General features: G+C 72.9%; 24 protein-coding genes. 12 read left to right on the forward strand and 12 right to left on the reverse strand.

The features are described 5' to 3' along the window. Positions 1-5: 5 nt before the first annotated feature. Both ACF062_RS30880 and ACF062_RS30885 read right to left on the reverse strand, forming a co-directional pair. On the reverse strand, positions 6-1,196 hold the full coding sequence (locus ACF062_RS30880; protein WP_392143025.1) for a sensor histidine kinase: 1,191 nt from the start codon (positions 1,194-1,196) through the stop codon (positions 6-8). A gap of 26 nt (positions 1,197-1,222) precedes the next feature. Next, the gene (locus tag ACF062_RS30885) at positions 1,223-1,891 is read right to left on the reverse strand and encodes a response regulator transcription factor (RefSeq protein ID WP_392142913.1); all 669 of its coding nucleotides are present in this window, start codon (positions 1,889-1,891) and stop codon (positions 1,223-1,225) included. Between the two features lie 121 nt (positions 1,892-2,012). On the opposite strand from ACF062_RS30885, the gene ACF062_RS30890 reads away from it, so the two are divergent. Genes ACF062_RS30890 through ACF062_RS30905 form a run of 4 tightly spaced genes read left to right on the forward strand, consistent with a single transcriptional unit; the run spans position 2,013 to position 5,510 of the window. Continuing rightward, positions 2,013-2,516, forward strand: coding sequence for a hypothetical protein (locus ACF062_RS30890; protein WP_392142914.1), 504 nt, complete (start codon positions 2,013-2,015; stop codon positions 2,514-2,516). Further along, a complete protein-coding gene (locus tag ACF062_RS30895) occupies positions 2,513-3,583 on the forward strand; it encodes a peptidoglycan-binding protein (protein WP_392142915.1) in 1,071 nt (356 codons plus the stop codon). The genes ACF062_RS30890 and ACF062_RS30895 overlap by 4 nt, the downstream gene beginning before the upstream one ends. After that, a complete protein-coding gene (locus ACF062_RS30900; RefSeq protein ID WP_392142916.1) occupies positions 3,580-4,293 on the forward strand; it encodes an ABC transporter ATP-binding protein in 714 nt (237 codons plus the stop codon). The genes ACF062_RS30895 and ACF062_RS30900 overlap by 4 nt, the downstream gene beginning before the upstream one ends. Further along, positions 4,290-5,510, forward strand: a complete 1,221-nt coding sequence (locus ACF062_RS30905) for an ABC transporter permease (RefSeq protein ID WP_392142917.1) — start codon at positions 4,290-4,292, stop codon at positions 5,508-5,510. Before ACF062_RS30900 ends, ACF062_RS30905 begins: the two co-directional genes overlap by 4 nt. A 199-nt stretch (positions 5,511-5,709) precedes the next feature. Here the strand turns inward: ACF062_RS30905 and ACF062_RS30910 are convergent, their stop codons facing one another. The 5 genes from ACF062_RS30910 to ACF062_RS30930 form a co-directional block, all read right to left on the reverse strand. Continuing rightward, a complete protein-coding gene (locus ACF062_RS30910) occupies positions 5,710-7,080 on the reverse strand; it encodes a PAS domain-containing protein (protein ID WP_392142918.1) in 1,371 nt (456 codons plus the stop codon). A gap of 431 nt (positions 7,081-7,511) precedes the next feature. Continuing rightward, on the reverse strand, positions 7,512-8,084 hold the full coding sequence (locus ACF062_RS30915; RefSeq protein WP_392142919.1) for a dihydrofolate reductase family protein: 573 nt from the start codon (positions 8,082-8,084) through the stop codon (positions 7,512-7,514). Positions 8,085-8,187: 103 nt separating this feature from the next. Continuing rightward, positions 8,188-9,804 (reverse strand): transporter, encoded by a 1,617-nt coding sequence (locus ACF062_RS30920; RefSeq protein WP_392142920.1) that lies wholly within the window; start codon positions 9,802-9,804, stop codon positions 8,188-8,190. Next, positions 9,801-10,577, reverse strand: a complete 777-nt coding sequence (locus ACF062_RS30925; RefSeq protein WP_356574113.1) for an ABC transporter ATP-binding protein — start codon at positions 10,575-10,577, stop codon at positions 9,801-9,803. Before ACF062_RS30925 ends, ACF062_RS30920 begins: the two co-directional genes overlap by 4 nt. Positions 10,578-10,651: 74 nt before the next feature. Next, a complete protein-coding gene (locus tag ACF062_RS30930) occupies positions 10,652-11,311 on the reverse strand; it encodes a bifunctional DNA primase/polymerase (RefSeq protein WP_223775263.1) in 660 nt (219 codons plus the stop codon). Positions 11,312-11,637: 326 nt separating this feature from the next. Between ACF062_RS30930 and ACF062_RS30935 the strand changes: the two genes are divergently transcribed. Together ACF062_RS30935 and ACF062_RS30940 are read left to right on the forward strand one after the other, a co-directional pair. Next, positions 11,638-13,026: a transcriptional regulator gene (locus ACF062_RS30935; RefSeq protein WP_392142921.1), complete on the forward strand. Its 1,389-nt coding sequence runs from the start codon at positions 11,638-11,640 to the stop codon at positions 13,024-13,026. Positions 13,027-13,182: 156 nt separating this feature from the next. Next, complete coding sequence (locus ACF062_RS30940) at positions 13,183-15,051, forward strand: hypothetical protein (protein WP_392142922.1); 1,869 nt, start codon at positions 13,183-13,185, stop codon at positions 15,049-15,051. A 24-nt stretch (positions 15,052-15,075) separates the two neighbouring features. On the opposite strand, the gene ACF062_RS30945 is transcribed toward ACF062_RS30940, so the two are convergent. Beyond that, positions 15,076-16,362, reverse strand: coding sequence for an ABC transporter substrate-binding protein (locus ACF062_RS30945; RefSeq protein WP_392142923.1), 1,287 nt, complete (start codon positions 16,360-16,362; stop codon positions 15,076-15,078). A 118-nt stretch (positions 16,363-16,480) separates the two neighbouring features. On the opposite strand from ACF062_RS30945, the gene ACF062_RS30950 reads away from it, so the two are divergent. Together ACF062_RS30950 and purU are read left to right on the forward strand one after the other, a co-directional pair. After that, on the forward strand, positions 16,481-16,981 hold the full coding sequence (locus tag ACF062_RS30950) for a hypothetical protein (RefSeq protein WP_392142924.1): 501 nt from the start codon (positions 16,481-16,483) through the stop codon (positions 16,979-16,981). Between the two features lie 65 nt (positions 16,982-17,046). Next, positions 17,047-17,928: a formyltetrahydrofolate deformylase gene (gene purU / locus ACF062_RS30955; protein ID WP_223775259.1), complete on the forward strand. Its 882-nt coding sequence runs from the start codon at positions 17,047-17,049 to the stop codon at positions 17,926-17,928. A 36-nt stretch (positions 17,929-17,964) separates the two neighbouring features. On the opposite strand, the gene ACF062_RS30960 is transcribed toward purU, so the two are convergent. Together ACF062_RS30960 and ACF062_RS30965 are read right to left on the reverse strand one after the other, a co-directional pair. Next, complete coding sequence (locus ACF062_RS30960) at positions 17,965-19,281, reverse strand: zf-HC2 domain-containing protein (protein WP_392142925.1); 1,317 nt, start codon at positions 19,279-19,281, stop codon at positions 17,965-17,967. Then, on the reverse strand, positions 19,278-19,883 hold the full coding sequence (locus ACF062_RS30965; protein WP_392142926.1) for a sigma-70 family RNA polymerase sigma factor: 606 nt from the start codon (positions 19,881-19,883) through the stop codon (positions 19,278-19,280). Before ACF062_RS30965 ends, ACF062_RS30960 begins: the two co-directional genes overlap by 4 nt. Positions 19,884-20,195: 312 nt before the next feature. On the opposite strand from ACF062_RS30965, the gene ACF062_RS30970 reads away from it, so the two are divergent. After that, the gene (locus ACF062_RS30970; RefSeq protein WP_392142927.1) at positions 20,196-20,570 is read left to right on the forward strand and encodes an STAS domain-containing protein; all 375 of its coding nucleotides are present in this window, start codon (positions 20,196-20,198) and stop codon (positions 20,568-20,570) included. Positions 20,571-20,608: 38 nt separating this feature from the next. Here the strand turns inward: ACF062_RS30970 and ACF062_RS30975 are convergent, their stop codons facing one another. Next, positions 20,609-21,049 carry a hypothetical protein gene (locus tag ACF062_RS30975; RefSeq protein ID WP_392142928.1) on the reverse strand — a complete coding sequence of 147 codons (441 nt, stop codon included), beginning with the start codon at positions 21,047-21,049 and terminating at the stop codon, positions 20,609-20,611. A 145-nt stretch (positions 21,050-21,194) separates the two neighbouring features. Here ACF062_RS30975 and ACF062_RS30980 point away from each other — a divergent pair, with 145 nt between their 5' ends. After that, positions 21,195-21,707 carry an EF-hand domain-containing protein gene (locus ACF062_RS30980; RefSeq protein WP_392142929.1) on the forward strand — a complete coding sequence of 171 codons (513 nt, stop codon included), beginning with the start codon at positions 21,195-21,197 and terminating at the stop codon, positions 21,705-21,707. Between the two features lie 15 nt (positions 21,708-21,722). Here ACF062_RS30980 and ACF062_RS30985 read toward each other — a convergent pair whose 3' ends face one another. Next, complete coding sequence (locus ACF062_RS30985) at positions 21,723-23,291, reverse strand: class I adenylate-forming enzyme family protein (protein ID WP_392142930.1); 1,569 nt, start codon at positions 23,289-23,291, stop codon at positions 21,723-21,725. A gap of 198 nt (positions 23,292-23,489) precedes the next feature. Between ACF062_RS30985 and ACF062_RS30990 the strand changes: the two genes are divergently transcribed. Both ACF062_RS30990 and ACF062_RS30995 read left to right on the forward strand, forming a co-directional pair. Next, on the forward strand, positions 23,490-24,683 hold the full coding sequence (locus tag ACF062_RS30990; RefSeq protein WP_392142931.1) for an amidohydrolase family protein: 1,194 nt from the start codon (positions 23,490-23,492) through the stop codon (positions 24,681-24,683). A 7-nt stretch (positions 24,684-24,690) separates the two neighbouring features. Continuing rightward, positions 24,691-25,833, forward strand: coding sequence for an acyl-CoA dehydrogenase family protein (locus ACF062_RS30995; RefSeq protein ID WP_392142932.1), 1,143 nt, complete (start codon positions 24,691-24,693; stop codon positions 25,831-25,833). The last annotated feature ends 6 nt before the right edge of the window (positions 25,834-25,839 follow it).

Here is a 25,839-nt window from a genome sequence, read left to right on the forward strand (position 1 = left end):
CGGCCCTAGGACCTGTGGTCCTGGTGAAACCGCACCCGGACGGTGAGTCCGCCCCCCGGGCTCGCCTCCGCCGAGACCTCCGCGCCGTGCGCCCGCGCGATCGCCGCCACGATGGACAGCCCGAGCCCCGCTCCCTCCCCCTTCGCGTGCGTACGTTCGTTCAGGCGCCGGAACGGCTCGAAGAGGTGCGGGACCGTGTCCGGCGGGACCTCGGGGCCCGTGTTGGAGACCTCCAGCTCGCCGCCCCGGGTGACCAGAACGCTCACCCGGCCCCCCGGCACGTTGTAGCGGACCGCGTTCGTCACCAGGTTGTGCGTGAGGCGGTCCAGGAGTACGCCGTCACCCTCCACCGTCAGCGGCTCGGTCTGTACCGACACGGCGACGTCCCGACCGGCCGCCTCCTCGGCGAGGCCGTCCGCCACCGCCTGCGCCAAGGCGTCGAGCGCGACCGGCTCGCGCCGCTCAAGGCCCTGCTCCGACGCGGCGAGCAGCAGCAGCCCCTCGATGAGGTGCTCGCCGTCGTCGGCGACGGAGATGAGCTTCGTACGGATCATCGCCACTCGCTCGGCGTCAGGCGCACCGGCGAGCCCGATCTCGGCGGCCGCCCGCTGCACGGCCAGCGGCGTGCGCAGCTCGTGTGCCGCGTTGGCCGCGAACCGCTGCTGCGCGCCGACCAGCCGCTCCATCCGGTCCAGCATCTCGTCGAACGTGTCGGCCAGCCGCTTCAGCTCGCCCGGCGGGGCGTCCAGGGCGATCCGCTCGTGCAGATTGGCCCCGGACAGGCGGCGCGCGGTCCCGGTGATCACGGCGACCGGGCGCAGCACCCGGCCCGCCATCCACCAGGCGAGCGCGATCGACAGCACCGCGTACACGGTGAGGACGACCACGGACACCGTCAGGAGGCGGCTGAGCGCGGCCTCCCCGGCGAGGTCGCTGATCTTGGTCACGGCGAGGCCCTCGTCGAGGTGCGCCGGCACCCCGTCCAGCCGCTGTGCGGGCGTCGCCGACGTCGCGGGCATCGGGATGGTGGCCCAGGGAGGGATCGGCCCCCGGGGCACGGCCGTGGTCACCGCCGTATTGATCGACGTATACAGGCCCTGCTGTACCAGCAGGTACACGAGCCCGGTCAGCAGCACCCCGGCCAGCACCAGCAGGCCCCCGTACAGGGAGGTCAGCCGCGCCCGCTCGCTGCCCATCCGCACCCGCAGGGGCGCCCGCCGGGTCACAGCGAGCGCCCTGTGATCCGGTAACCGGCCCCGGGGACCGTCTCGACCACCGGCGGCTCGCCCAGCTTCGCGCGGAGCTTGGAGAGGGTCACGCGGACGGCGTTGGTGCGGTAGCTGGTGTCCTCCTCCCAGACCTGTTCGATCAGGTCGTCGCCGCTGACGACCGCGCCGTCCGCCCGCAGCAGCGCCTCCAGGACCGCGAACTCCTTGCGGGACAAGGAGAGGTGGCGGCCATCGCGGCTGGCCTGGCGGCGGGCGGTGTCCAGGACGAGGCCCGCGCGTTCGAGGACCGGGGGCAGCGCGGGGCGGGCGCGGCGGCCGAGCGCCAGGACACGGGCGAGCAGCTCGTCGTACGCGAAGGGCTTGGTGAGGTAGTCGTCGGCGCCGAGACCGAGCCCCGCCACGCGGTCACGCACCGTGCCCGCCGCCGTCAGCATCAGGACGCGGGTGAGCAGCCGCTGCTCGACGAGACGGCGGCACACCTCGTCACCGTGCAGACCCGGCAGATCGCGGTCGAGGATCACGACGTCGTACTCCCCGAGCTGCAGTTTCCGCAGCGCGGCCAGGCCGTCGGACGCGACGTCGACGGCGAGCGCGTCGCGCCGCAGCCCGTCGGCGATCATCTCGGCCAGGAATTCCTCGTCCTCCACCAGCAATACGCGCATGGGCCCCTGTGTACCTGAGAGTGACCTTTCGCCGGTGTAAGCGTCCCTGTTGAGAGAAGCGAAACCCCGCTTCCCGCCAGCCTGTGCGCGTCAGCGACAGAGCCATGAAGGGGAAGCAGCCATGAGGACCAGGTCACGTACGCGTTCGGCGGGCATCGCCGCGGGCATCGCCGCGCTCGCGCTCTTCACCGGAGCGTGTTCTTCCGACGGGGGCGGAAGCGGGGGCGGAGGGGGCTCGGCGGGCGGGAAGGGAGCCGGCAAGGGCGCCGACGCCGACAAGGCGTTCAAGGAGCGCGAGTGCCTGCGCGAGCAGGGACTGAAGGTGCCCGAGCCGAAGCCCGGCCAGGACAGCCGCGGCATCACCATCGGCGGCGACATGAGCGCGGAGAAGATGCAGGCCGCCATGAAGAAGTGCGGCATGGGCGGCGGCTCCAAGGGCGGTGGCGTCTCGCAGGCGGACAAGGACGAGATGCTCAAGTACGCGCGATGCATGCGCGAGAACGGCTTCAACATGCCGGACCCGAAGTTCGACGGCGGCGCGATGCAGGCCCAGCCCATGCCCAAGGGCGCCGAGGCCAAGAAGATGGAGAAGGCCGCCGAGGCGTGCAAGGGCATCGTCGAATGAGGCGCCGCACCGCGGTCGTCGCGACCGTCGTCGCCCTCCTCGCGATCACCGGCGGCGGAATAGCCGTCACCGCCCTCGCCGACGGAGGCGGCGGGAAGGGCTCCACGGCCCGCGGCGCCGGCCTGCCGCCCGCCACCGCGCCCGTCGAGCGCGGCGACCTCAGCAACGGCACCCAGGTCGACGGCACCCTCGGCTACGCCAAGGAGCGCAAGGTCAACGCGGGCACGACAGGGATCCTCACGTGGTGCGCAGGCACCGGCTCCACCATCCGGCGCGACGGACGCCTGTACGAGGTGAACGGCGCCCCCGTCCGCCTCATGTACGGCACCGAGCCCATGTACCGCACGCTGAAGCCGGGCGCCGAGGGCAACGACGTACGGCAGTTGGAGGAGAACCTGGTGGCGCTCGGGTACGGCACCGGGCTCGCCGTCGACGACACGTACACGGCGGGCACGGCGGAGGCCGTGAAGCGCTGGCAAAAGACCCACGACCGCAAGCAGACGGGCCGCGTGGGCCCCGAGCAGATCTCCTTCCAGCCGTCGGCGGTCCGCGTGAAGTCCGCCGGTTCGGACGTCGGCGACCAGGTCGCGCCCGGCAGGCCGGTGCTCTCCACGACCGGTTCCGAGCGGGTCGTACGCGTCCAGCTCGACGTCGCCGAGGCGAAGCCGGCGAAGAAGGGCGCGAAGGTCACCGTCACGCTCCCCGACGGCACGTCGGTGGGCGGCGAGGTGGCGGCCGTCGGCAAGACCGCCGAGCCCGGCGACGACCCGTCCGACAAGACCCCCAAGATCCCCGTCACGGTCACCTTCGACGACCCGGGGAAGGTCGGCGGCTTCGACCAGTCCCCGGTCACCGTCGACCTCACCGGCGAGCGCCGCGAGAACGTCCTGTCCGTCCCCGTCAACGCCCTCCTCGCCCTGCCCGGCGGCGGCTTCGGCGTCCAGATCGTCGAAGGCGGCCACGCGCGTGAGGTCGAGGTCGGGCTCGGCATGTTCGGGCAGGGCCGGGTCGAGGTCAGCGGCGGCGGACTGCGGGCCGGGATGAGGGTCGGGGTGCCGAAGGTATGACCACCGCCCAAGAGGCCTCGCCGGTCGTGGAGTTGCGGGGCGTCAACAAGGAGTACGCGGGAGGGGTCGCCGCTCTGCGCGGCGTCGACCTCACCGTCACCGCCGGTGAACTCCTCGGCATCGTCGGGCCGTCCGGTTCCGGGAAGTCCACGCTCCTGCACATCATCGGCACCCTCGACCGGCCCACCGCGGGCTCCGTCGCCATCGCCGGGCACGACATCGCCGCGCTCGCCGACCGCAGCTTGTCCGCGCTGCGCGCCCGGCACATCGGCTTCGTCTTCCAGGCCTTCCACCTCGTACCCGGTATGAGCGCCCGCGACAACGTCGCCGAAGGGCTGCTGTACCGCGGTCTCTCCCGCGCCGAGCGGCGCCGCAGGGCCGCGTACGCCCTGGAGCGCGTCGGTCTCGCCGACCGCATGAAGCACCGCCCGCACGAACTGTCCGGCGGACAGAAACAGCGCGTCGCCATCGCCCGCGCGGTCGTCGGCGAACCCGACCTGCTCCTCGCCGACGAACCCACCGGCGCCCTCGACTCCGCGTCGGGCGACGCCGTCATGGCCTTGCTGCACGACCTGAACGCGGAGGGCGCGACCATCGCCGTCATCACCCACGACACGGAGATCGCCGAACGGCTGCCGCGGCAGGTTCGGATCAGGGACGGGCGGGTCGTCGCGGATACGCGGGGCCGCCGGGCGGGGGCGGCGGTATGAGGGCGCGCTCGAAGCCCAAGGCGGCGCGACGGCTCAAGGCGGCACGGCTCGGTTTCCGCGACGTCCTGCACGTCGGCTCCGCGGGGCCGCGCGCCCGGCCCGTGCGGGTCATGCTGTCCGCGCTCGGCATCGCCATCGGCATCGCGACGATGGTCGCCGTGGTCGGCATCTCCTCCTCCAGCCAGGCCCAGCTGCTGCGGGAGCTGGACAAGCTGGGCACGAACCTGCTGGTGGCCTCGCCGGGCGAGGCGATGTTCGCCGGGGAGAAGGTGACGCTGCCGCGCGACGCGGTCGGCCGCGCGGCGCGGGTCGACGGAGTCGAGGACGTGGGCGCGACGGGCGACCTGGACAGCACGGTACGGCGCAGCGAGAAGATCCCCGAGGACGAGACAGGCGGGATCTCCGTGAAGGCCGCGACGGAGGGGCTGCTGAAGGTGCTGCGGGGGCGCGTGGCGCACGGCAGCTGGTTCAACGCGGCGAACAGCCGCTACCCGTCCGTGGTCCTTGGCCATGTGGCGGCCCAGCGGCTGGGCATCACCGCACCGGGCCAGCAGGTGTGGGTGGGCGACCGCTACTTCACGGTGATCGGCGTCCTCGGCGCGCTGCCGCTCGCACCGGACGTCGAACGCTCGGCACTGACCGGCTGGGACGCCTCGAAGAAGCTGCTCGGCTTCGACGGCCGTCCGACATCGGTGTACGAGCGTTCGACCGACGCCACCGTCGCGCGGGTCCGGGGGCTCCTCGCCCCCACCATCGACCCGGAGAACCCGCGCAACGTCCAGGTCACCGACCCGTCGTCGGCACTCCAGGCGAAGGCGGCGACGGAGGGCGCCTTCTCCACGCTGCTGCTGGGCCTCGGCGGGATCGCGCTCCTGGTGGGCGGTGTCGGCGTCGCCAACACCATGATCATCTCAGTCCTTGAGCGCCGCCGCGAGATAGGTCTGCGCCGCTCCCTGGGGGCGACGCGGGGCCAGATCCGCGTCCAGTTCGTGACGGAGTCCCTGCTCCTGTCGGGCCTCGGCGGTGTCGCGGGCGTGGCGCTGGGCGCGGCGGCAACAGCGGCGTACGCGGCATCCGGCGACCTGCCGTGGGTGGTCCCCCCTTGGTCCATGGCAGGCGGCTTCGCGGCAACGCTGGCGATCGGCACGGTGGCGGGCCTGTACCCGGCGGTCCGGGCGGCACGGCTGTCTCCGACGCTGGCGTTGCAGGCGGGGTGAGGCAGAGGCTTCGAGCCGTGGGCGGCACAGGTCCGGCTCATGGGGCGCGGAGGGTCGGGCCTACTGGCCCCCCCCACGCGCCCATGGGTCTGGCTACCGTTCTGAGTGACGCGCTTGAACGGATGGAGCTGTGCCGCCCCGCCGAGTGCTCGAGTGCCGCCGTCGGCCCGCGATCTGGACCGCAGGCAGGCCAAAACCGTCAACCGCCCGCCAACCCCGCCAGGTCCAGCGCTGCCGCGACCCGCGCAGCCACGCTCTCCGCGTACGTCGCGTCCGCCCGCTCGAACTGGCCGCGGCCCGGACCCCGCAGGAACGTCACGACGCCCAGCGTCCGCCCCCTGCTGCGCAGCACCGCGCAGAGCGCGTGCACCGTCTCCTGCGGCCACTGCCGGGCCGCCGCCCACTCACGGGCCCGCTCCGGGGACGCCGCGCCCGCGCTCGCCCGCACCGAGCCCGCCCGCTCCACGCACTGCGGCGCCGGATGCCCCTCCGGATAGCGCAGCGGTATCCCCGCCATGGCCACCGGCAGGCACGGCCCCGGCCCCGCGGGCGTCGCCGCCACCCGCACCAGCCGCACCGGGTCCTCGCCCGTCACCAGATCCACCAGGGCATGGTCGGCGAACCCGGCGAGCGCGAAGTCGAGCTGGACGGTGGCCGCCTCCATGGGGTCCTCGCACTCGGCGGCGGCCCGCGCCGCGCGGTGCAGCTGCTGGGAGCGGAACCGCAGCTGCGAGGCCTCCTGCTCGGTCAGCTTCGCCTCGGTCACGTCCTGGAAGAGCCAGCCGACACCGAGCGGCACCGGCTCCTCCGCCAGCGGCGAGGCCAGCCGAAGGAAACCGCTGCGCCAGCACCGCCGCTCGAAGCCGTCCTCCTGACCGTCCCCGGCCCGCACCGACAGCCACAGCTCGACGGGAGCGGGCGGCGTGCCCTCGGCGAGCACATGGGCCAGCGCGCTCTCCAGCTCCTCGACGCCCTGCCCCAGCAGATCGGCCAGCGGCCGCCCGAGGACCGCCGTACGCCCGAGGCCCAGGGTGCGGGCCGCGTGTTCGTTCACCACCGCGGCGCGCAGGTCCGCGTCGACGAGCACGACACCCCAGGAGGCGTTCTCGAAGAGGGCCTCGCTCAGGGCGATGGACCGCTCCAGGTCGATCTGCGCGTGGACCTCGCTGAAGGCGCAGTACACACCCGCGGGCTTCCCGTCACCGCCGCGCACGGCGGCGGACTGCATCCGTACGAGGACCCGCCCGCCGTCCTTGGTCACCAGGGCGAACTCGTGCACCTGCCGTCCCGGGGCGTCCATCGCCGACAGCAGCCGTCCTTCGACCACCGCGGCGTCGGCGGGCCGCACCGCCCACCCGGACAGCCCCTGCCGCCCGACGGCCTCCGCCGCCGACCAGCCGAGTATCCGCTCGGCCTCGCGGTTCCAGTGCGTCACCACACCACCGGCGTCGAACGCGCACAGCGCCGCGTCCATCCCGTCCAGCAGCGCCGCGAGCAGCTCCGCCCCGCCGGGCTCCGGCTCGTCGGGACCCAGTTCGTCGGTAGTTCCGCTCCGCCGCGAAGCACTCACCCCGAACCCCCTACAGGCCTGTTCTTCAGCGTTCTTCAGCGTTCTTCAGATCATTCAACTTGAACGTGACGCACCCCACAGGGAGTTCCCGGAAGTTGCCGGGAAATCGTGGGGCTCGAAATTCGGTTGTGCGGTGCCCGGGGCGGTTCCTAGGGTGGCGTGCACACGAGAAGGGAGGTGGTTCGGCCGATGTACAGAAACCGGACGCGTGAGGTGACTGCGGGCTAGCGGCCCGTCGTCGCAGTACGAATTCGGCGCCGGACCAGCACGTGTGATGTGCGTGCAGCCGGCCCTATTTCCCAGCAGTCACCCGACCCGCGAGCCGCCGGTACGTCCGGCCGGCTTCCTCCGATCCGGTCCGTCCGGGGCGGCAGGAACCACGGCTCGCGGGTCGTCCGCGTTCCCGGGCGGTGCCGCGCCCGGGGGCGGTGTCAGTGGACGACGTCGAAGACGTTCTTCTGCACGCCGTTGGCGTACGCCTCGTGCTCGATCAGCTTCAGCTTCTGCGTGTCCTTGTCCGTGGTGCTGAACAGCCGCTTGCCCGCGCCCAGCAGCAGCGGGAAGACCAGCAGGTGGTACCGGTCTATCAGGCCGGCGTCCGAGAGGTTCCGGTTGAGGGTGGCGCTGCCGTGCATGATGATCGGGCCGCCCTCGCTCTCCTTCAGCGCGGCCACCTCGTCGAGCGAGCGCAGGATCGTCGTCTCGCCCCAGCCGGGGACCAGGTCGTCCTCGCCGAGCGTCGTGGAGAGCACGTACTTCGGCATCGGCTTGTACGTCGCGAACTCCGCCATGTCCGGCCAGAGGGGGCTGAACGCCTCGTAGCTGACCCGGCCGAACAGCATCGCGGTGGCCTCCTCCTGCTCCCGGCCCTTGATCTCGAAGGCCTCGGGGAGGAACTCCATGTCCTTGAACGTCCACCCCGAGTTGCGGTAGCCGGGCTCGCCGCCGGGGGCCTCCACGACGCCGTCGAGCGAGACGAAGGCAGTGCTGATCAAGGGGCGCATCGAGAACTCTCCTGGTCATCCGTCGGTCCGATGGTGCATCGGACCGGTCATCAACTGCTCACACATCAGACCTCGGCGCCACACAAAAGTCATCGGCCGGCGGCTAACCCTTGCTGACCGCCGTGAGGATCTCCGGGAGCCGCCGGGCGAGGCGAGGGGCCGCGAGGCGCAGGCCGGCGTCGGTGACCGCCCAGCCGTAGGCCGTGCCGATGGGGAGCAGCAGCCAGGTCCAGGAGGCCGCGGCTGAGGCGTGCAGCCAGATCGTGAGGGCCAGGACGGGGGCGCACAGCAGGGCCGCCGCGACCATGCCGCCGAAGATGGAGAGCCAGGCGAGGCCCGCCTGGCCGGGCGCCACGTTCTTGTAGCCCTCCTGCGGGATCGAGTACGGGAAGCGGGCCGAGGACCAGGCGCCCGTCGCGAGCATCGCGCCGAGCAGCGCAAAGGAGAGGCCGAGGGCTTCCGGCAGGGCGGGCCACTCGCCGAGCATCGCCGTGGTGAGGACGGTGACGAGGGTGGCGTAGGGCAGGGTGATCACGAGCAGGGCCAGGGCGCGGCCCCGCAGCTCCACATAGGCGTCGCGGGTCGACGAGATCGTCATCGCCACCATCCAGAACGCCGAGGTGTCCTGGCCGAACTGGTTGTACATGAGGATCCCGAGCATTCCCGCGGCGAAGCACGCGAAGTACACCGAGCCGGTGCCCTGGAGGGCGTTGAAGACCGGCACGATCAGGCCGATGGCCAGCGAGGTCACCCAGGCCGCCTTCGTCTTCGGGTCGCGCCACACGTACCGCAGGCTGCGCTCCATGACGGTGCCGGTGCGGCCGGCGGGGAGCAGGCCGCCGAGGGCGTCGAAGGCGCGGGACGTGCCCTTGTCCGGTTCCGCCGCCGCCAGTGTCGAGCCGTCCGGGGCCGTCATCAGGCGGGTCAGGCTGCGCTGCCAGAGGGCCAGGAGGGCCACCAGGGCCGCCGCGGCCAGGGCGAGCTGCGCGGCCCCGCTCGCGTACGCGCCCTCGCTCACGGAGTCCACCGCGCCGAGCGCCGAGGCGGGCGGGATCCAGCGGACGACGGCCGCCGCCGGGTCGAGGGTGGACAGGCCGGACGAACCGAGCTTCTGCGCCCCGAAGTTGACTGCCTGCGCGCCGACCGCGATGACGAGACCGCTGAGGACCGCGAGGTCACGGCCCTTGCGGCTGGTCAGCAGGCGGATGTTGGCGGCGGCGACCGCGCGGGCCAGGGCCACGCAGACCAGGAGGGTGAGGGCGGTCGCGAGGACGCCGGTGGCGGCGGCCGCCGCGCCGTGGGCGAGCGCGATCGTCGCACCGGTGGCCAGGCAGAGCGTGAAGAGCGGACCGATGCCGACCAGGGACGCCACGAGCAGCGCCCGCACCAGCGGCCGGGGGCGCAGCGGCAGCATCACGAGGCGGGTGGGGTCGAGGGTCTCGTCGCCGCTCGGGAAGAACAGCGGCATGACGGCCCAGCCGAGGGTGAGCACTCCGGTGAGCAGGACGCACACGGTGGCGGCGTGCTCGCTGCCGCGCAGCGCGATCAGGCCGAGGAGCTGGAGCGCGGCGATGAGGAGGGTGACGGTGACGGACGCGATGTAGGCGGCCCGGCGCCCGGCGGACTGCCGCAGTCCGTTGCGCAGCAGCGACAGCTTCAGGCGTACGAGGACCGGGGTGATCGCCTGGGCGTTCGCGGGGGCGTTCCCGGTGGCCGTCATCGGGCGCCGCCGCCGAGCCAGTCGAGGTCGGAGGCGGTGTCGCGGCCGTGCGCGCCGACGAGTTCGAGGAACGCCTGCTGGAGGGAGGGCGCCGCGCCGCGCACCTCGGCGAGCGTGCCGTGCGCGCGGATGCGGCCCGCGGCCATGACGGCGACCCAGTCGCACAGCGACTCGACGAGCTCCATGACGTGGGAGGAGAAGACGACGGTGGCGCCGGAGGCGGTGTAGCGCTCCAGGACGCCGCGGATCGTCTGCGCGGAGACCGGGTCGACGCCTTCGAACGGCTCGTCGAGGAAGAGGACTTCGGGGTTGTGGAGCAGGGCCGCGGCCAGGCCGGTCTTCTTGCGCATGCCGGTGGAGTAGTCGACGACGAGCTTGTGCTGGGCGCCCGCGAGGTCGAGCACGTCCAGGAGCTGGGTGGCGCGCTTGTCGACCTCCGGTCCCGGCAGCCCGCGCAACCGGCCGGTGTACGCGAGGAGTTCGCGCCCCGAGAGCCGCTCGAAGAGCCGCAGGCCCTCGGGGAGCACGCCGATGCGGGCCTTGACCTCGACGGGGTCGCGCCACACGTCGTGGCCGACGACCTCGACGGAGCCCTGGTCCGGCCTCAGCAGGCCGGTGACCATGGAGAGGGTGGTGGTCTTCCCGGCGCCGTTCGGCCCGACCAGGCCGATGAACTTGCCCGCCGGCAGCGCCAGGTCGATCCCGGCCACCGCGATCTGTTCGCCGAACCGCTTCCAGAGCCCCTGGACCCGTACCGCCGCCGCTTCGGTCACCGTGCCGCCCCTTCGCCGCCTTTGCCGTGCCCGCACGATACGTCGCGGGCGGCTCCCCGGGGGCGGTCAGCCGCTCAGCGGCGCGCTTCCCTGCCGCACGCGTACGCCAGCGGGGAGATGATCTCCTCGGCGTCCGGCAACCAGCGGTTGGCGGCGGTGGGGCGGCAGGCCCACTGGACCGCGCCCGAGGCGCCGAAGCGGGTCGGGGGCGCGGCGACATAGGTGCCCTCGCCGAGCGCGACCAGATCGATGACGGCCGGGGGCCAGCCCAGTTTGCGTACGAGGTCGGGGACCTTGGCGGCGGCGCCGGGGAGCACGAAGAACTGCATGCGCCGGTCCGGCGTGCGGGTCACCGGGCCGAGGGTCAGCTCCATGCGTTCCATGCGGGCCAGCGCGAGGAACCCGGCGGTCTCGGGCACGTCGATCACGTCGAACGTACGCCCGGTGGGCAGCAGGATCGATGCCTTGGGCTGCTTCTGCCACAGCCGACGGGCCACGGTCGCGCTGCCGGTGGCCTGAGTCGCCCAGTCCTCACGCGCGGGGTGTGCGCCGGGGGAGGCGCACGCGGCGACGCCGCACGAGCACCGCTCGGCGCCGTCGGCGTACTGCAGCCAGGTGCCGGGGAAGATGTCCCAGTGACGCTCCTCCGCGTATCGCACGGCCGTGTCCAGCAAGGCTTCTCCGCGCTGCTTCGGGATGTGCGCGGCTGTCGTGACTCCGATGGTCTCTTCCACGGAGTTCTCAACTCCCGCCGCCACCTCGGGTTACGGGCGCACGCGAGGGCGGGGGAGGAGCATCGATCCTGCGAGCGGGGCGCATGGGTGCACGGGCGGGGGCGCGCGGGGGAAATGGCATCCATGTGCGGGTAGCCAGGTCAAGGGCAATCGGAGGGCGCCTCGGAGGAAGCCCGGAACCGACAGATCCGTCTTATGGTTTTATGGCTTCTTTATGCCTCTTTCGTGGCGCATCTTCGACTTGCCCCCAGGGCATTGATCGTCGTGTGGCGGCCTCGGCGGCCGCCTCGTTCCCGATGGTCAACGGTGCACACAGGGGGTACGCCATGGCCGCCAGGCCACTCGTCGCACGGCAGCCCAACGAACGGCTGCAAGCGCTCATCCAGGAAGCCGGCTGCTCCAACGCCGGCCTCGCCCGCAGGGTCAACATGTGCGGCGCGGAGCACGGTCTCGATCTGCGCTACGACAAGACGTCGGTGGCCCGCTGGCTGCGCGGGCAGCAGCCGCGCGGCCGGGCACCCGGCATCATCGCGGAGGCGCTCGGCCGCAAGCTGGGCCGGACCGTCACCATCGACGAGATCGGCATGGCGAACGGCAAGAACCTCGCCTCCGGCGTAGGTCTTCAGTTCTCGCCGACCGTCCTCGGCGCCATCGAGCAGGTCTGCGAGCTGTGGCGCAGCGACGTGGGCCGCCGCGACTTCCTCTCCGGCTCGACCGTGGCCGCCTCGGCCCTCGTCGAGCCCAGCCGCGACTGGCTGATCTCCTCGCCGGACGCGCAGGTCGGGCGGACCGCCGGGCCGCGCGTCGGCATGGCGGACGTCGCGGCCGTCAAGGCGATGACGGAGGCGCTGACCCGGCTCGACCACCAGTACGGCAGCGGCCATGTGCGGCCCGTGGTCGTGCACTACCTCAACTCCGTGGTCTCCGGCCTGCTCGCGGGCTCCTACCGGGAGGCGGTCGGCCGCGAGCTGTTCGCGGCGGTCGCGCGGCTGACGGAGCTGGCGGGCTACATGGCCGTGGACACGGGCCAGCCGGGCCTCGCCCAGCGCTACTACATCCAGGCCCTGCGGCTCGCCCAGGCGGCCGGTGACCGGGGGTACGGCGGCTATGTGCTGGCGGCGTCGATGAGCCACCTCGCCGCCCAGCTCGGAAACCCGCGCGAGATCGCGCAGTTGGCGCGGGCCGCGCAGGAGGGCACCCGCGGGCGGGTCACCCCCCGGGCGGAGGCCATGTTCTACGCCGCCGAGGCGCGCGGGCACGCGCTGCTCGGCGACGCGCGGGCCACGCAGGCCGTGGCGGGCCGCGCGGTCGAGGCCATGGACCGGGCCGCGGGTGAGGCGGACTCCGGGGACGACCCGGTGTGGATCCAGCACTTCGACCACGCGTATCTGGCCGATGAAATGGCGCATTGTCACCGTGACCTGGGTCAGGCGGACGCGGCGGCGCGCAGCGCACAGGAGTCCCTGGAGGGGCACCCTCCGACGCGGGCCAGGCGCCGTGCGATCGGCCTGGTCCTGCTGGCCACGGCACAGGTGCAGCGGCGCGAGGTGGAACAGGCCTGCCACACGGGCCTGAAGGCCGTCGAGCTGCTCGGCACGCTGCGGTCCAACCGCGGCGCGGAGTACCTGGAGGACTTCCAGCAGCGCCTTGAGCCGTACCGGGAGGAGCCGGTGGTGCGGGAGTTCGGGGCGCGGGTCGACGTGCAGGCGGCGTGACGCGCGCGGGCGCGCTGTGTTCAGCGTCCGCGCGAAGGGATTTGTTACTGCCGCCGTCGAGCGGAGTGCGGTGCTCCAAGCTGCGTGGCAGAGGGATGTGGCGACCCGGTAGCGTGAGCCGACGGTTCCGTAGGTCCCCCATACGTAGGAGTCCCGGTGACGCAGCAGAGCGGTCAGGGCGCTGCTTCCTCCGATCCGCGGCAGCCCGCGGCCCGGCCCGCCCACGAGGGCGTCGTGCTGCCCGCGGACGGCAGCGAACCGCTGCTGCCCGGCACCGCGGGGCGGCACGCCACCCCGGCGGAGGGCAGCCCCTGGGACCGGCCCTGGGGGCCCGGGACGCCGGGCGCGCCGCAGGGCGGCCCGGGCGGCCCCTGGGACGCCCCGCAGTCCCCGGCGATGCCGCTGCCCCCGGAGGGCGCGGACACCTCGTACGGCGGCCAGGGGTACGCGGGCGGGCAGGGGTACGCCTCGCAGCCGGGCCAGGGCGCCCACCCCAGCCACGGTGCCGCTTCGTACGGCGGCCAGGCCGACGCCTCCTACGGTGGCGGGCAGGCGCCCGGCGGTGCCCCCGCCCACGCCGCGCGGCCCGGCTACGGCGACGCCTCCTACGGCGCTCAGCCCGGCCACGGCGCGCACGCCGGGCGGCCGGACCACGGAGGGCAGGCCGGTCCGCACAGACCCGGCTCGCACGCGGCGCCCCCCGGGCAGGCCGAGGCCTCCTATGGCGGTCAGCAAAGCCACGGCGGTCAGCAAGACCACGGCGGGCAGCAGGAGCAGGGTGGTCGGTGGATGCCGTTGCCGCCTCTCGGGCAGAGCGGCGCCCCGCTGCCTCCCGTCACCGCACCCGGCGCCCCGATGCCGGGCGCCGCTGGCCCCGATGCCGAGGCCACGCAGTTCATCGCGCCCGTCCCCGGCGGCCCTGGCGGCGCCGATGAGGGGGCCACGCAGTACCTCCCGCCCGTACCGGGCATCCCCGGCGGCGCCGATGAAGGGGCCACGCAGTACATACCCCCGGTGGGACCCGGCGCGCTGCCGCCCGAGGCTCCCGCCGCCGACGCCACGCAGTTCCTCGGCCGTGCCCAGGCACCCGCCCCCGCGTCCGACAGCGAACCCACGCAGTTCATCGCGCCCGTCCCCGGCGGCCCCGCAGACAGCGGCCCCGCCGGGCACGGCATGCCGCCCGAGCCGGCCAAGGCGCCCTACGGCATCCGCCCCGGCGCCCCCGGCGACCGGCAGCCGCCCGCCGAGTTCGACAGCCTCTTCCGCACCGAGCCGGAGGCCGAGGGGCCGGCCTCCACGCAGCAGATGCCCCGCTTCGAGGCCCCGGCGCCCGCCGGTGGCCACGCCGCCGCCCCGGCCCCCACGCGCGCGGGCGGCCGCGGCGGACGCCGCACCCGTACCGGCTCGAAGGTGCCGCTCATCGCCGCCGTCGGCATCGGCATCGCGGTGCTCGGTGTCGGCGCGGGCGCGCTCCTGAGCGCCGGTGGCGGTGAGGACGACAAGGAGGCCGACGGCAAGCCCGTCTCCGCCTCGGCCCCCGCCGACGAGCGCCCATCGCCGTCCGCCGACCCCGCCAAGGACCAGGCGGTCGCCCTCGACAAGCTGCTGGCCGACAGCAACAACAGCCGCGACATGGTCATCGCGGCCGTGCGCAACGTGGGCAAGTGCCAGAACCTCGGCCAGTCCGCGAAGGACCTGCGCGCGGCGGCCAGGCAGCGCAACGGCCTGGTCACCCGCCTCGCCGGGCTCAAGGTCGACAAGCTCCCGGCCAACGACCACCTCACGACGTCGCTCAACAAGGCCTGGAAGGCGTCCGCGGCCGCCGACAACCACTACGCCGCGTGGGCGGACCAGGTGGCCGGCAAGAAGGGCTGCAAGAAGGGCCACGCCCGGGTCACTCCGCAGGCCGGCGCGGGCAACCGGCAGAGCAACGCGGCGACGACCGCCAAGGAGCAGGCCGCGGGCGCCTGGAACCCCATCGCGCGCAAGTACGGCCTGACCACGCGGGACAAGACCCAGCTGTGACGGCGTGGCCGCGCCGGTGCGCGGCTACGCCGACTGCTCCAGCGTCGCCTCGACGTCCACGAAGCCCTTGCGCGCCGGGACGAGCCGCCCGTCGCGCACCACCTGGAACGTGACGCCGGAGTTGATCAGACGAGGGAACTCGCTGGCCGCGATCAGGTCCTCGAAGCGCCAGCTCAGCGTCGGCGTGAGACCGCCCGTCTCGACGCGCAGGCCGCCGTCCAGGGCGCGGCGCAGCGTGCGTGCGGTGACCTCGCCGCCGTCCAGCGACTCGACGGCCCGCTTCAGGACGGTGTACGCGATCCATGTCGTCTGCACGCCCGCGTCGGCCGGGTCGACCCGGTTGTCGCCGAACGCCTGCTCGCGGATGACCCGGCGCATCTGGGACCAGCGCGGATCGCCCGACGCGGGGTACCAGCCGGTGACGTACGCCCCTTCGTAGGGGCCGCCCGCGCCGCCGGTGCGGTCGACGAGCGACTGGTCGACGCTGCCGAGCACGGAGGAGATCCGTACCGGCGGATAGTCGGCCTTGGTGCGCCGGAACGAGTCGTAGAAGGTGTCGGTGCGGGCGCCGAGCGCGGCCGTCACGCAGCCGTCCTTCGCGCCCGCGTGCTTCAGTGCCTGCTCGGCCTGTGGGGTGAGGTCGGTGCCGTCCTCGGGGGCCCGTATGTCCGCGACGGGCTTGTGGTGGCCGTCGCGGAGCCCGGAGTTGAGCAGCTTGGGCAGCTCGTCGCCGGCGAGGGTGTCGGGGCGTACGAGGGCGACACGGTCGCAGCGGTCGGCGAGCTGGCGGCCGTTGCCCGCGAGGAGCGCGGGCTCGCCGCCGTTGACGGGGTAGGACAGAGGGCTGCTGAACTCGTCGTCGGTGACGCCGTAGCCGCCGATGTAGGGGATGCCGGCGACCTCCAGCGGGGCGAGGAACGAGCCGCCGTGCTGGCTGTACGCGCCGACGACCGCCGCCACGTCCTGGTCGACCGCCTCGCGCGCGCAGTCGGCGGCGCCGACCGGGTCGTTGTGGTCGTTGCAGGTCAGGACCTTCAGCTCGCGGCCGTCGATGCCGCCGTGCGCGTTGACCCAGCGGGCGAAGGCCTGCGCCATCGCGGGGACGCCGGGCTTGTTGGTGGCCTTGGTCTTCTCGGGGGCCCAGGTCATGACGGTGATGGGGTCGTCCCTGCCGTCCTCGGCGGTACCGGGGATGACCCCGCATCCGGCGGTCAGGGACAGGCACGCCGCCGCTGCCGCTGCCGCGGCCAGGGCTGAGGTGCGGGAGTTTCGGGAGGTACGGGAGGGGGTGGGGCGTCGCCGGCCGGTCATGTCCCCACACGATTCCCGGGGAGGACCAACCGTGGAGTGACGCATTCTCAACGGACAGTGACACGCAGGTGAACGGGCGGGGGCCGATTCGAGTGCACGAAGTGGGAACGTACGATCGATGACCGTGCAAGGTTCGGAGAACTCTTCCCGTCGCGGCCGTCGCTCCAGCACCATGGGTGGCATGCCGACCAACGACATGCCGTGGTGGCGCTGGCGCAGCAACGTGCGCTCGGCGCTGCACATGCTCTCCGACCCCGGATTCCAGCGGGAGTGCTGGCTCGCGGGGCGCGAGGAGTACGGGGACGTGACCGATGCCGTCTACCGGCTCGTCGAGGACACCTGGCTCGACAACTGGTCCGCCGAGAAGTACGTCGGCACGATCTTCCGGGACCCGCAGGAGGCGGCCCTCGTCGACACGGCCGTGCTGAGGGTCCTGCGGATCATGCACGAGGTCGGACCCGACGCGATGGTCTCCGCCTATCTGGAGCACCCGGGCTGGCCCGACGCCGTACGGGCGGCGCGCGACGCGCACGTGCGCCTGTCGGCCGGGGACGGCGAGGACCCCGACGTCCCGCCGCGCACGCTGGAAGTCCTGCGGATCATGACCCGCTCGGCCTGAGACGGCCGTTCCGTCCTGCGGGACGCCGGTCCACGCCGGCCGTGGCATATGGGAACCTTGGCCGCATGAACGAGCAGTCCGCCGCCCCCGCCGCCCCCGCTGAGCAGTACGTCCTCACCCTCTCCTGCCCCGACAAGCAGGGCATCGTGCACGCCGTGTCGAGCTACCTCTTCATGACCGGCTGCAACATCGAGGACAGCCAGCAGTTCGGTGACCACGACACCGGTCTGTTCTTCATGCGCGTCCACTTCTCCGCCGAGGCCCCGGTGACCGTCGACAAGCTGCGGGCGAGCTTCGCCGCGATCGGCGACTCCTTCCACATGGACTGGCAGATCCACCGGGCCGAGGAGAAGATGCGGGTCGTCCTGCTGGTGTCGAAGTTCGGGCACTGCCTGAACGACCTGCTGTTCCGCTCGCGGATCGGCGCACTGCCGGTGGAGATCGCCGCCGTCGTCTCCAACCACACCGACTTCGCCGAGCTCGTCGCCTCGTACGACATCCCCTTCCACCACATCCCGGTGACCAGGGACAACAAGCCGCAGGCCGAGGCGCGACTCCTTGAGATCGTGCGCGCGGAGGACGTGGAGCTGGTCGTCCTCGCCCGCTACATGCAGGTGCTCTCGGACGACCTGTGCAAGGAGCTGAGCGGGCGGATCATCAACATCCACCACTCCTTCCTGCCGAGCTTCAAGGGCGCGAAGCCCTACCACCAGGCGCACGCGCGCGGCGTGAAGCTGATCGGTGCCACCGCGCACTACGTGACGGCCGACCTCGACGAGGGGCCGATCATCGAGCAGGAGGTCGAGCGCGTCGGCCACGACGTGACCCCCGACCAGCTGGTGGCGATCGGCCGTGACGTGGAGTGCCAGGCGCTGGCCCGTGCCGTCAAGTGGCACGCGGAGCGGCGGATCCTGCTGAACGGCCGTCGTACGGTCGTCTTCGCCTGACGCCCCTCACCCAAGAGCCGGGCTGAAGGGCCCGGCTCACATCCTGCTGAGCGAGGCGGCCGCGAACAGGACGTCACGGATCGCCTCGCGGTCGCCGTCCTGACCCGCGGCGGCCTCCACCGGCGAGACATGGCCCGCGGCCAGCCGGCAGAACTCGACGCCGTCCAGGGCCACATGGGCCACCTCCCGCTCGGCGGACGCGGTGGCGCCCGGCGAGTCCAGCGCGATGAACCACTCGCCGCCGCCGAGGCCCTCGATCTCCAGGCGCAGGCTGCGGCCCGGCGCACCGGCCGCCACGAGATCGCGGGGCGGCGCGGCAAGCCCGGAGCGGCGGCGGCCGGCCAGCGTGTCCGGGAGCATCCGGGCGGCGAGGTCGATCATGCGGTGGAGGTGCCGGGGCGAGGGCGGGTCGTAGGGGTAGTCGACGGCCTCGGCGATGTCGTCCGCGTGGATCCAGCACTCGAAGGCGCGGTCCACCATCGCGTCCCGCAACGGCACCTCGATCTTCTGCCCTGGCCCTTCCTCGGGCGGCGCGGGCACCGTCCCGTACGGCACGGGGAGGCGTCCCGAGCCGTCGCCCGCGAAGGACACCGTGCGGACGATCTCGTGTGTCTGGTCCCGCCAGGGGCCCCGCACCGCGCGCGTGGGCGGGAAGCGCGACGCCTGCCAGTACGCCTCGGTGCGGTGGGCCGGCAGCTGCGGGTCCCCGGCCGGCGGCCCCAGCGGGTCGTCGAGGCCGAGGGCGAGCCCGACCAGGCCGTCGACGGCGAGGAGATGCGCGATGACGCCGGCCACGGTGGTCTTCCTCTGCACCTGGCCGTCCCGCTCGAACCAGCGCAGCCGCACGGGTGCGTGCCACTCCGAGTGACCGATGTCCCGCAGCAGGGCGTCGAGGCGGGCGGTCTCCGCGTCGTAGGGCACGGCCCACTCGGGCACGGGGATGCGCGGCGGGCGGCGGCCGAGGCAGCTCTCCAGGACGCGGGAGCGCAGCCCGGGGTCGAGGTCGAGGCTCTCCTCGGGGTGCAGCAGGCCGACGGCGTCCCGCAGCCGCAGCGCCTCCTCCGCGCAGGGCCCGCAGTCGCCCAGATGCTCCTCGACGGCGGTGGCCTCGGCCGCGGAGCACGCGGCGAGCGCCCAGGCGCCGAGCAGGGATTTCAGGACGCGGTGCTCCAGGACGAGGGGCGCGGGCGGGGGAGGCGGCGCCGGTGGGTCGGGCACGGGCCGCCCGGTGTCCTCCATGGAGGAGCGGGGCATCGGTATGCGCGGGCCGTCCTGCCGGGGGCCGTCGCGCCGGTCGGTGGTGCCGGGGCCGTCCGGCTCCTCGGCGGGCTCGGGGCCCTCGGAGCCGGTCACGGCGCTGTCCCGTATCCCGGCGAGGCGCCGGAGGCGGGACTCCCCAAAGGACCCGAGGGATCCGCGGTGTCGTTGGCCGTCGACAGGAGCTGGAGGCCGAGGCGGAGCCTGCGCCGGGCCTCGTCCTCCGTCACGCCGAGGTCGGCCGCCGCCTGGCGGTAGTCGCGCCGCTGGAAGTACGCGAGCTCCAGGGCGGCCCGCAGCGGGGCGGGCATGGCCGTGACGATGTAGTCGGCGCGGGCCGCCGCGGAGGCGCGGCGGACCTTGCGCTCCAGGTCCTCCGTGGTGCCCTCGCCGCCGAGGGCGAGGGCGGCGGCCTCGGTCTGGCGGAGCCTGCGCACGGCCCGCTGGTGGGTGAGGGTGGCGAGCCAGGAGCGCAGGGGGCCCTGCCGCGGGTCGTACGCGTCGGGGTTCTCCCAGATGTGGGCGAAGACCTCGCGGGTGATGCGGTCGGCGGCGCTCTCGTCGCCGAGGACGCGGTGGGCGAGGCCGTGCACGAGCGAGGCGAAGCGGTCGTACAGCTCGCCCAGGGCGGCGGCCTCCCCGTGCGCGAGCCGCTGCTGCATCCGGCGGTCCCAGCGCCGCGGCGCGTCCTTCGGCATGCGGCCCCCTCGTGCGCTTGCCCCTGCTCCGACTGCTGCCGTCACCGCACCGGTCTGCCCGGTCCGGCTCCCTCCGACGGTACTTCCTGTGTCTGACTTTCCGTCGAATGTAGTCGGCGGGACCGACGGTTCACTCCTGTTTGCGGCAAAGCGCACCCCTGGCCGGGCACCGGATGATATTGACGGTGGGCCCCTGGTGTTTCATGGGAGGGCGGTGGGGCAGCCGAAGCAGAACGAAGCGTAAGGACTGCTTCCGGATTTTCCGGAGCGCTCCGGCCGCGGGGCAGGCAGGGCGAGCGAGAGGCATGGCGCGTGACGCTCAAGGTGGCGGTGGGCCAGGAGTCCGGCTGGGCCGTGCTGCGCGTGTCCGGCGAGATGGACCTGCTGACCTCGCCCGTGCTGCGCCAGCGCGTGCACGAAGCCGTGGCGGACGGCCGCCGCAGTGTCGTCCTAGACCTCTCCGACGTGCTGTTCTGCGACTCCAGCGGCGTCGGGGTGCTGATCGCCACGCGCCGCCTGATCCGCTCCTGCCAGGGCCGGCTGCGGCTGATCCTGCCCGCGCAGGGCGCCGTCGACGGCAGCCACGTCAACCGCGTCCTCGCGGCGCTCGGTGTGCGCAGGCTCTTCGAGGTCTTCCCGGACGTCGGGGCGGCCCTCGACGAGGAGGCGACGCCGCTCTCGGCCTGACGGCACCGGTTCTCCGCCCGGGGCCCGCGGGCCCCACGTCAGACGTGCCGTCTGGCCGCCGCCACGAAGGAGTTGATGGCGTCGCGTGAGGCGCGGCGCCGCTCGGCGAGGTCGTCACGGTCGTCCGTCCTGTGCACCTCGGCGACCGTGTCGAGCGCCTCCCAGGCCTGCCGCACCAGCGCCTCGTCGCTGGTCAGCAACTGCACGCGGAACAGCGCCTCCTGGGCCTGGGAGCGCATCTCGTACGAACGGAAGCGCGACTCCTCGCTGTCCTGACCGGCCGGGGTCCGGTTCTCGTGCCTGCTGAACCAGCGGTCGATCAGTGTCCGCCGGTAGTTGACCAGCGCGCCCGCGTACGCGCTGTAGGCGTCGATGCGTTCCTGGCGCAGCTTCTCGCCACGGGTGAATTCCTCCGTCCGCTCGATCGCCCTGCGCTGGAAGGAGTGGGTGATCCCCGCGCCCAGGAGAGTTCCCAACACCGCTATGACACTCGCCGCGACCGCTTCCACACATGACAGTGCAGCACATCACCCCTCCGAGTGGCCTTTGACGACGTACGCTCGCTGCCGGGGTACCCACCCCCTGACGTGCACCCAACCGCGGAAGTGAGGCGGCCCGAAGACCATGGACAGTGCCGAGTACGAGCGTAGGATCGCGGCCCGGTTCGCCACCTTCGACCAGGACGGCAACGACTACATCTCCCGTGAGGACTTCAGTACGGCGGCGGCCGCCCTGTGCAAGGAGTTCGGCGCGACGGCGCGGTCCGACAAGGGACAGGCGCTCTACATCGGCGCCGAGGCGTTCTGGCAGGGCATGGCCGGGATCGCGGACCGGGACGGCGACCAACGGATCACCCAGGGCGAGTTCGTGGGCGGCGCGGTGAAGCGGCTGCGGGACAACCCCGGCCGGTTCGCCGAGATCGCGCGGCCCTTCCTGCACGCGGCGATCGCCATCGCGGACTCCGACGGCGACGGAGAGGTCGCCCCGGGCGAGATCCGGCGCGCGCTCAAGGCGCTCGGCGTGCCCGAGGAGCTCGCGGGGGCGACGGCCGACGGGCTCGACGCCGACGGTGACGGCAAGGTCGCCGAGCAGGAGATCGTGCGGGCCTTCGCGGAGTACTTCACGGTTCCCGAGTAGCGCCGCCCTCAGGTGTCAGGCGGGTGAGAAGCGCTCCCGCAGCTTGTACTTGAGCACCTTGCGCAGTGTCTCGTTGCGGGGGAGGGCCTCGACCACCTCCAGCTGTTCCGGCAGCTTGTAGGGGGCGAGGCCTTCCCCGCGCAGGTACGAGGTGACCGTGTCCAGGGTCAGCCCCGGCGTCCCGGGACGCTGTTCGACGACCGCGCAGACCCGCTCCCCGCGTTCGGGGTCGGGCAGTCCGACGACCGCCGCGTCGCCGACGGCCGGGTGGCGGTGGAGCAGGTCCTCGATCTCCTTGGCGGAGATGTTCTCGCCCTTGCGGATGATGACGTCCTTCGCCCGCCCGGTGAGGACCAGATGGCCGCTCCCGGTGAGGTGCCCGAGGTCGCCGGTGATCAGGAAGCCGTCGGCGTCGAAGGCGGCCGCGCTCTGGGCCGGATCCACATAGCCACGGCAGACGGCCTCCCCGCGCAGCCGGACCTCGCCGTCCGTCCCCGGGGGCAGTTCCCGGCCGTCGGGACCGGTCACGCGGATCTCCATGCCGGCCGGGGGGCGGCCCTCGGTCGTCGCCAGGTTCTCGGCCGTGTCCTGCGGGTCGCCCATGGTGATCATCGGGACCTCGGTCATGCCGTACCCATGAGTCAGTTGGCAGCCCATCTCGCGTACGACGGCGTGGTAGATCTCCGGCGGCTTGGGCGCGCCGCCGCCCGCCAGGAGCCGCAGCGTCGGGATGAGCTTCTCGCCCGGCGGCAGCTTGCGCTGCTCGGCCAGGAACATGGAGTAGAAGGCCGTCGACCCGCCCGCCACGGTCACGCCGTGCCGCCGGTAGCCGTCCAGCGCGTCCGGCAGCGCGAAGTGCTCGAACAGCACCGCGGGAAAGCCGTACAGGAGCAGCATCACCGTGTAGTCGGGGCCCGCGATGTGCGCGTAGGGGAACGCCATCGAGCCGACGTCCGAGGGCGTCAGCCGCAGCGCGTGGGCCAGGCACGAGCCGCCCGCGAGCAGTGAGCGGTCGGTGTGCAGGACGCCCTTGGGGTCGGACGTGGTGCCCGACGTCCAGTAGATCCAGCGTACGGACGTGCCGTCGGAGGGTGGTGGGGGCAGGATCGACGGATCGGCGTCGGGCAGGTCCTCGTACGCCTCGAAGACGCCCTCGGCGCCGAGTCGCCGCGCCATCCGCGCGTGGTCGAAGCCGCGCCACACGCCGGGCACGGCGAAGAACTCCGCCCGGGACTCCCGTAGCGCGAAGCCGACTTCGCGGTCGCGGTAGAAGGGGATGACCGGGGACTGCACAGCTCCGACGCGCGCCAGGGCGAAGGAGAGCAGGGCCGTCTCGATGCGGGTGGGCAGCTGCCAGGCGACGACCGTGCCGGGGCGCACCCCCATGCCGTACAGCCCGGCGGCGACCCGCTCGGCGCGCTCGCGCAGGGCGCCGAAGGTGAGCGTGCGGTCGTCGGCGGGGTCGGCGGCGGCCTGGACGAGGACGGGCGCGTCGGGGGTGCGGGCGGCACGGCGCTCGACCAGTTCCCAGAGCGTGCGCGAGGCGCCGAGTTCGTACGCGGTTTCGTGCCGTGCGGTGCTCATGTGGTCCCCCCGGGTCGGCCAGGAACGGACGGACGGCACCACGGCCCCCGCGGCTGATGGCCCGTCAGATCGTGCGCAGAGCGTAGGCCTCGCCGCCTTGTCGGTCCATAGGCGCGGGGCTAGCCTGCATTCTGACGGGTCATCAGATTCCCGGAGGTGCCGGAGGGATGACCCCCTTTCGCGCAAGGAGGGGACACCATGACCGAGCTTCCTCGGATCGTCAGCGTCGACGACCATGTGATCGAACCCGCGCATCTCTTCGAGACCTGGCTGCCCGCGAAGTACCGCGACCGCGGCCCGAGGCCACTGACCGCCGGCATCGGCGAACTCGCCTACGTGGGCGGCAAGTACCAGATCACGATGGACCCCGAAGGGCCGCCCACCGACTGGTGGGTCTACGAGGACCTCAAGTTCCCGTACAAGCGCAACATCGCCGCCGTCGGCTTCGACCGCGACGACATGACCCTGGAGGGCATCACGCGCGCGGAGATGCGGCGCGGCTGCTGGGACCCGGTCGCCCGCCTGAAGGACATGGACCTCAACCACGTCGAGGCCTCCCTGTGCTTCCCCACCTTCCCGCGCTTCTGCGGCCAGACCTTCGCCGAGGCCCACGACAAGGAGGTCGCCCTCGCCTGCGTACGCGCCTACAACGACTGGATGGTCGACGAGTGGTGCGGCGACAGCGGCGGCCGGCTGATCCCGCTCTGCATCATCCCGCTGTGGGACATCGGCCTCGCGGTCGCCGAGATCGAGCGGAACGCCGCGCGGGGCGTGCGGGCCGTCACCTTCTCGGAGATCCCGACCCACCTGGGGCTGCCCTCGATCCACTCCGGCTACTGGGATCCGTTCTTCGCGGTCTGCCAGGAGACCGGCACGGTCGTGAACATGCACATCGGCTCGTCCTCCCAGATGCCCGCCGCCTCCCCCGACGCCCCGCCCGCCGTGCAGGCCGCGCTCTCCTTCAACAACGCCATGGCGTCGATGATGGACTTCCTGTTCAGCGGCGTCCTCGTGAAGTTCCCGGCCCTCAAACTGGCCTACTCCGAAGGGCAGATGGGCTGGATCCCGTACGCCCTGGAACGCGCCGACGCCGTGTGGGAGGAGCACCGCGCCTGGGGCGGCGTGAAGGACCTGATCCCCGAGCCGCCCTCCACGTACTACTACCGGCAGATCTTCTGCTGCTTCTTCCGCGACAAGCACGGCGTGGCATCCCTGGACGTCGTCGGCAGGGACAACGCCACCTTCGAGACCGACTACCCGCACGTCGACTCGACCTTCCCGCACACCAAGGAGGTCGCCCTCGACCACGTCGAGGGACTCGACGACGAGACGGTGTACAAGCTGATGCGCGGCAACGCCATCCGCATGCTCGGCCTGGACCTGGACAAGTAGGCCGCGCGTGGACCTCACGTACACCGAGGAGGAGGAAGCCTTCCGGGCAGGACTGCGGGAGTGGCTCGCGAGCGTGCTCCCGAGCCTTCCCGCCAAGCCCTCGCCGCAGGACTGGCCCGCACGGCGCGCGTACGACACCTCCTGGCAGCGCATGCTGTTCGACGCGGGCTACGGCCACGTCCACTGGGACGCGCCGCCCACCCAGCGGCTGATCTTCCTGGAGGAGACCGAGAAGGCGGGCGCCCCCTATGTGGGCGCCAACTTCGTGGGCCTGCTGCACGCGGGACCGACCATCGCCTCCGAGGGCACGCCCGAGCAGCGGGAGCGGTGGCTGCCGCCCGTGCTGCGCGGCGACGAGGTGTGGTGCCAGGGGTTCAGCGAACCCGACGCGGGCTCCGATCTCGCGTCGCTGCGCACGCGCGCGTGGCGCGACGGCGACCACTACGTGGTGAGCGGGTCCAAGATCTGGACATCCCACGCGGAGGTCGCCGACTGGTGCGAGCTGCTCGTGCGGACGGCGCCGGTGAGCGAGGCCGTGCCCAAGCACCGCGGCATCACCTGGCTCGCGATGCCGATGGACGCCCCCGGCATCACCGTGCGCCCGCTGCGGACGCTGGCGGGCTCCACCGAGTTCGCCGAGGTGTTCCTCGACGAGGTGCGGGTGCCGGCGGCCAACCGCGTCGGCGCCGAGAACGACGGCTGGCGCGTGACCATGGTGACCCTCTCCTACGAGCGCGGCACCGCCTTCGTGGGGGAGGTGGTCGCCTGTCGGCGGGTCCTCGGGGAGATCGCCCGCGAGGCCCGCGCGAACGGCCGCTGGGACGACGTGGCGCTGCGGCGCAGGCTCGGGCGCCTCGGCGCGGAGTTCACGGCGCTGTGGCGGCTCACGCAGTGGAACGTGAGCGAGGCACAGCGCACCGGCGGGGTGCCCGGCGTGGGCGGCTCGGTCTTCAAGCTGCGGTACTCGCACGCCCGCCAGGAGCTGTATGACGCCGCCGCCGAAGTGCTCGGCGCGGGCGCCCTCGACCTCGGGCACGCGTGGAACCTCGACCGGCTGTCCTCCCTGTCCTACACGATCGCCGCGGGCACCTCGCAGATCCAGCAGAACATCGTGGCCGAGCGGATCCTCGGCCTTCCGAAGGGGCGGTGAGGGACG

The sequence above is a fragment of the Streptomyces sp. NPDC015345 genome, from assembly GCF_043078805.1.
Taxonomy (GTDB): Bacteria; Actinomycetota; Actinomycetes; order Streptomycetales; family Streptomycetaceae; genus Streptomyces.

What these genes read in the sequence shown, in the direction of transcription:
- ACF062_RS30905 (WP_392142917.1), top strand. Translation starts at nt 4,290, where the DNA reads ATGAGGGCGCGCTCGAAGCCCAAGGCGGCGCGACGGCTCAAGGCGGCA.
- ACF062_RS30880 (WP_392143025.1), bottom strand. Translation starts at nt 1,196, where the DNA reads ATGGGCAGCGAGCGGGCGCGGCTGACCTCCCTGTACGGGGGCCTGCTG.
- ACF062_RS30900 (WP_392142916.1), top strand. Translation starts at nt 3,580, where the DNA reads ATGACCACCGCCCAAGAGGCCTCGCCGGTCGTGGAGTTGCGGGGCGTC.
- purU (WP_223775259.1), top strand. Translation starts at nt 17,047, where the DNA reads ATGAACGAGCAGTCCGCCGCCCCCGCCGCCCCCGCTGAGCAGTACGTC.
- ACF062_RS30945 (WP_392142923.1), bottom strand. Translation starts at nt 16,362, where the DNA reads ATGACCGGCCGGCGACGCCCCACCCCCTCCCGTACCTCCCGAAACTCC.
- ACF062_RS30935 (WP_392142921.1), top strand. Translation starts at nt 11,638, where the DNA reads ATGGCCGCCAGGCCACTCGTCGCACGGCAGCCCAACGAACGGCTGCAA.
- ACF062_RS30920 (WP_392142920.1), bottom strand. Translation starts at nt 9,804, where the DNA reads ATGACGGCCACCGGGAACGCCCCCGCGAACGCCCAGGCGATCACCCCG.
- ACF062_RS30885 (WP_392142913.1), bottom strand. Translation starts at nt 1,891, where the DNA reads ATGCGCGTATTGCTGGTGGAGGACGAGGAATTCCTGGCCGAGATGATC.
- ACF062_RS30980 (WP_392142929.1), top strand. Translation starts at nt 21,195, where the DNA reads ATGGACAGTGCCGAGTACGAGCGTAGGATCGCGGCCCGGTTCGCCACC.
- ACF062_RS30965 (WP_392142926.1), bottom strand. Translation starts at nt 19,883, where the DNA reads ATGCCGAAGGACGCGCCGCGGCGCTGGGACCGCCGGATGCAGCAGCGG.
- ACF062_RS30915 (WP_392142919.1), bottom strand. Translation starts at nt 8,084, where the DNA reads ATGCGCCCCTTGATCAGCACTGCCTTCGTCTCGCTCGACGGCGTCGTG.
- ACF062_RS30890 (WP_392142914.1), top strand. Translation starts at nt 2,013, where the DNA reads ATGAGGACCAGGTCACGTACGCGTTCGGCGGGCATCGCCGCGGGCATC.
- ACF062_RS30950 (WP_392142924.1), top strand. Translation starts at nt 16,481, where the DNA reads ATGACCGTGCAAGGTTCGGAGAACTCTTCCCGTCGCGGCCGTCGCTCC.
- ACF062_RS30985 (WP_392142930.1), bottom strand. Translation starts at nt 23,291, where the DNA reads ATGAGCACCGCACGGCACGAAACCGCGTACGAACTCGGCGCCTCGCGC.
- ACF062_RS30895 (WP_392142915.1), top strand. Translation starts at nt 2,513, where the DNA reads ATGAGGCGCCGCACCGCGGTCGTCGCGACCGTCGTCGCCCTCCTCGCG.
- ACF062_RS30990 (WP_392142931.1), top strand. Translation starts at nt 23,490, where the DNA reads ATGACCGAGCTTCCTCGGATCGTCAGCGTCGACGACCATGTGATCGAA.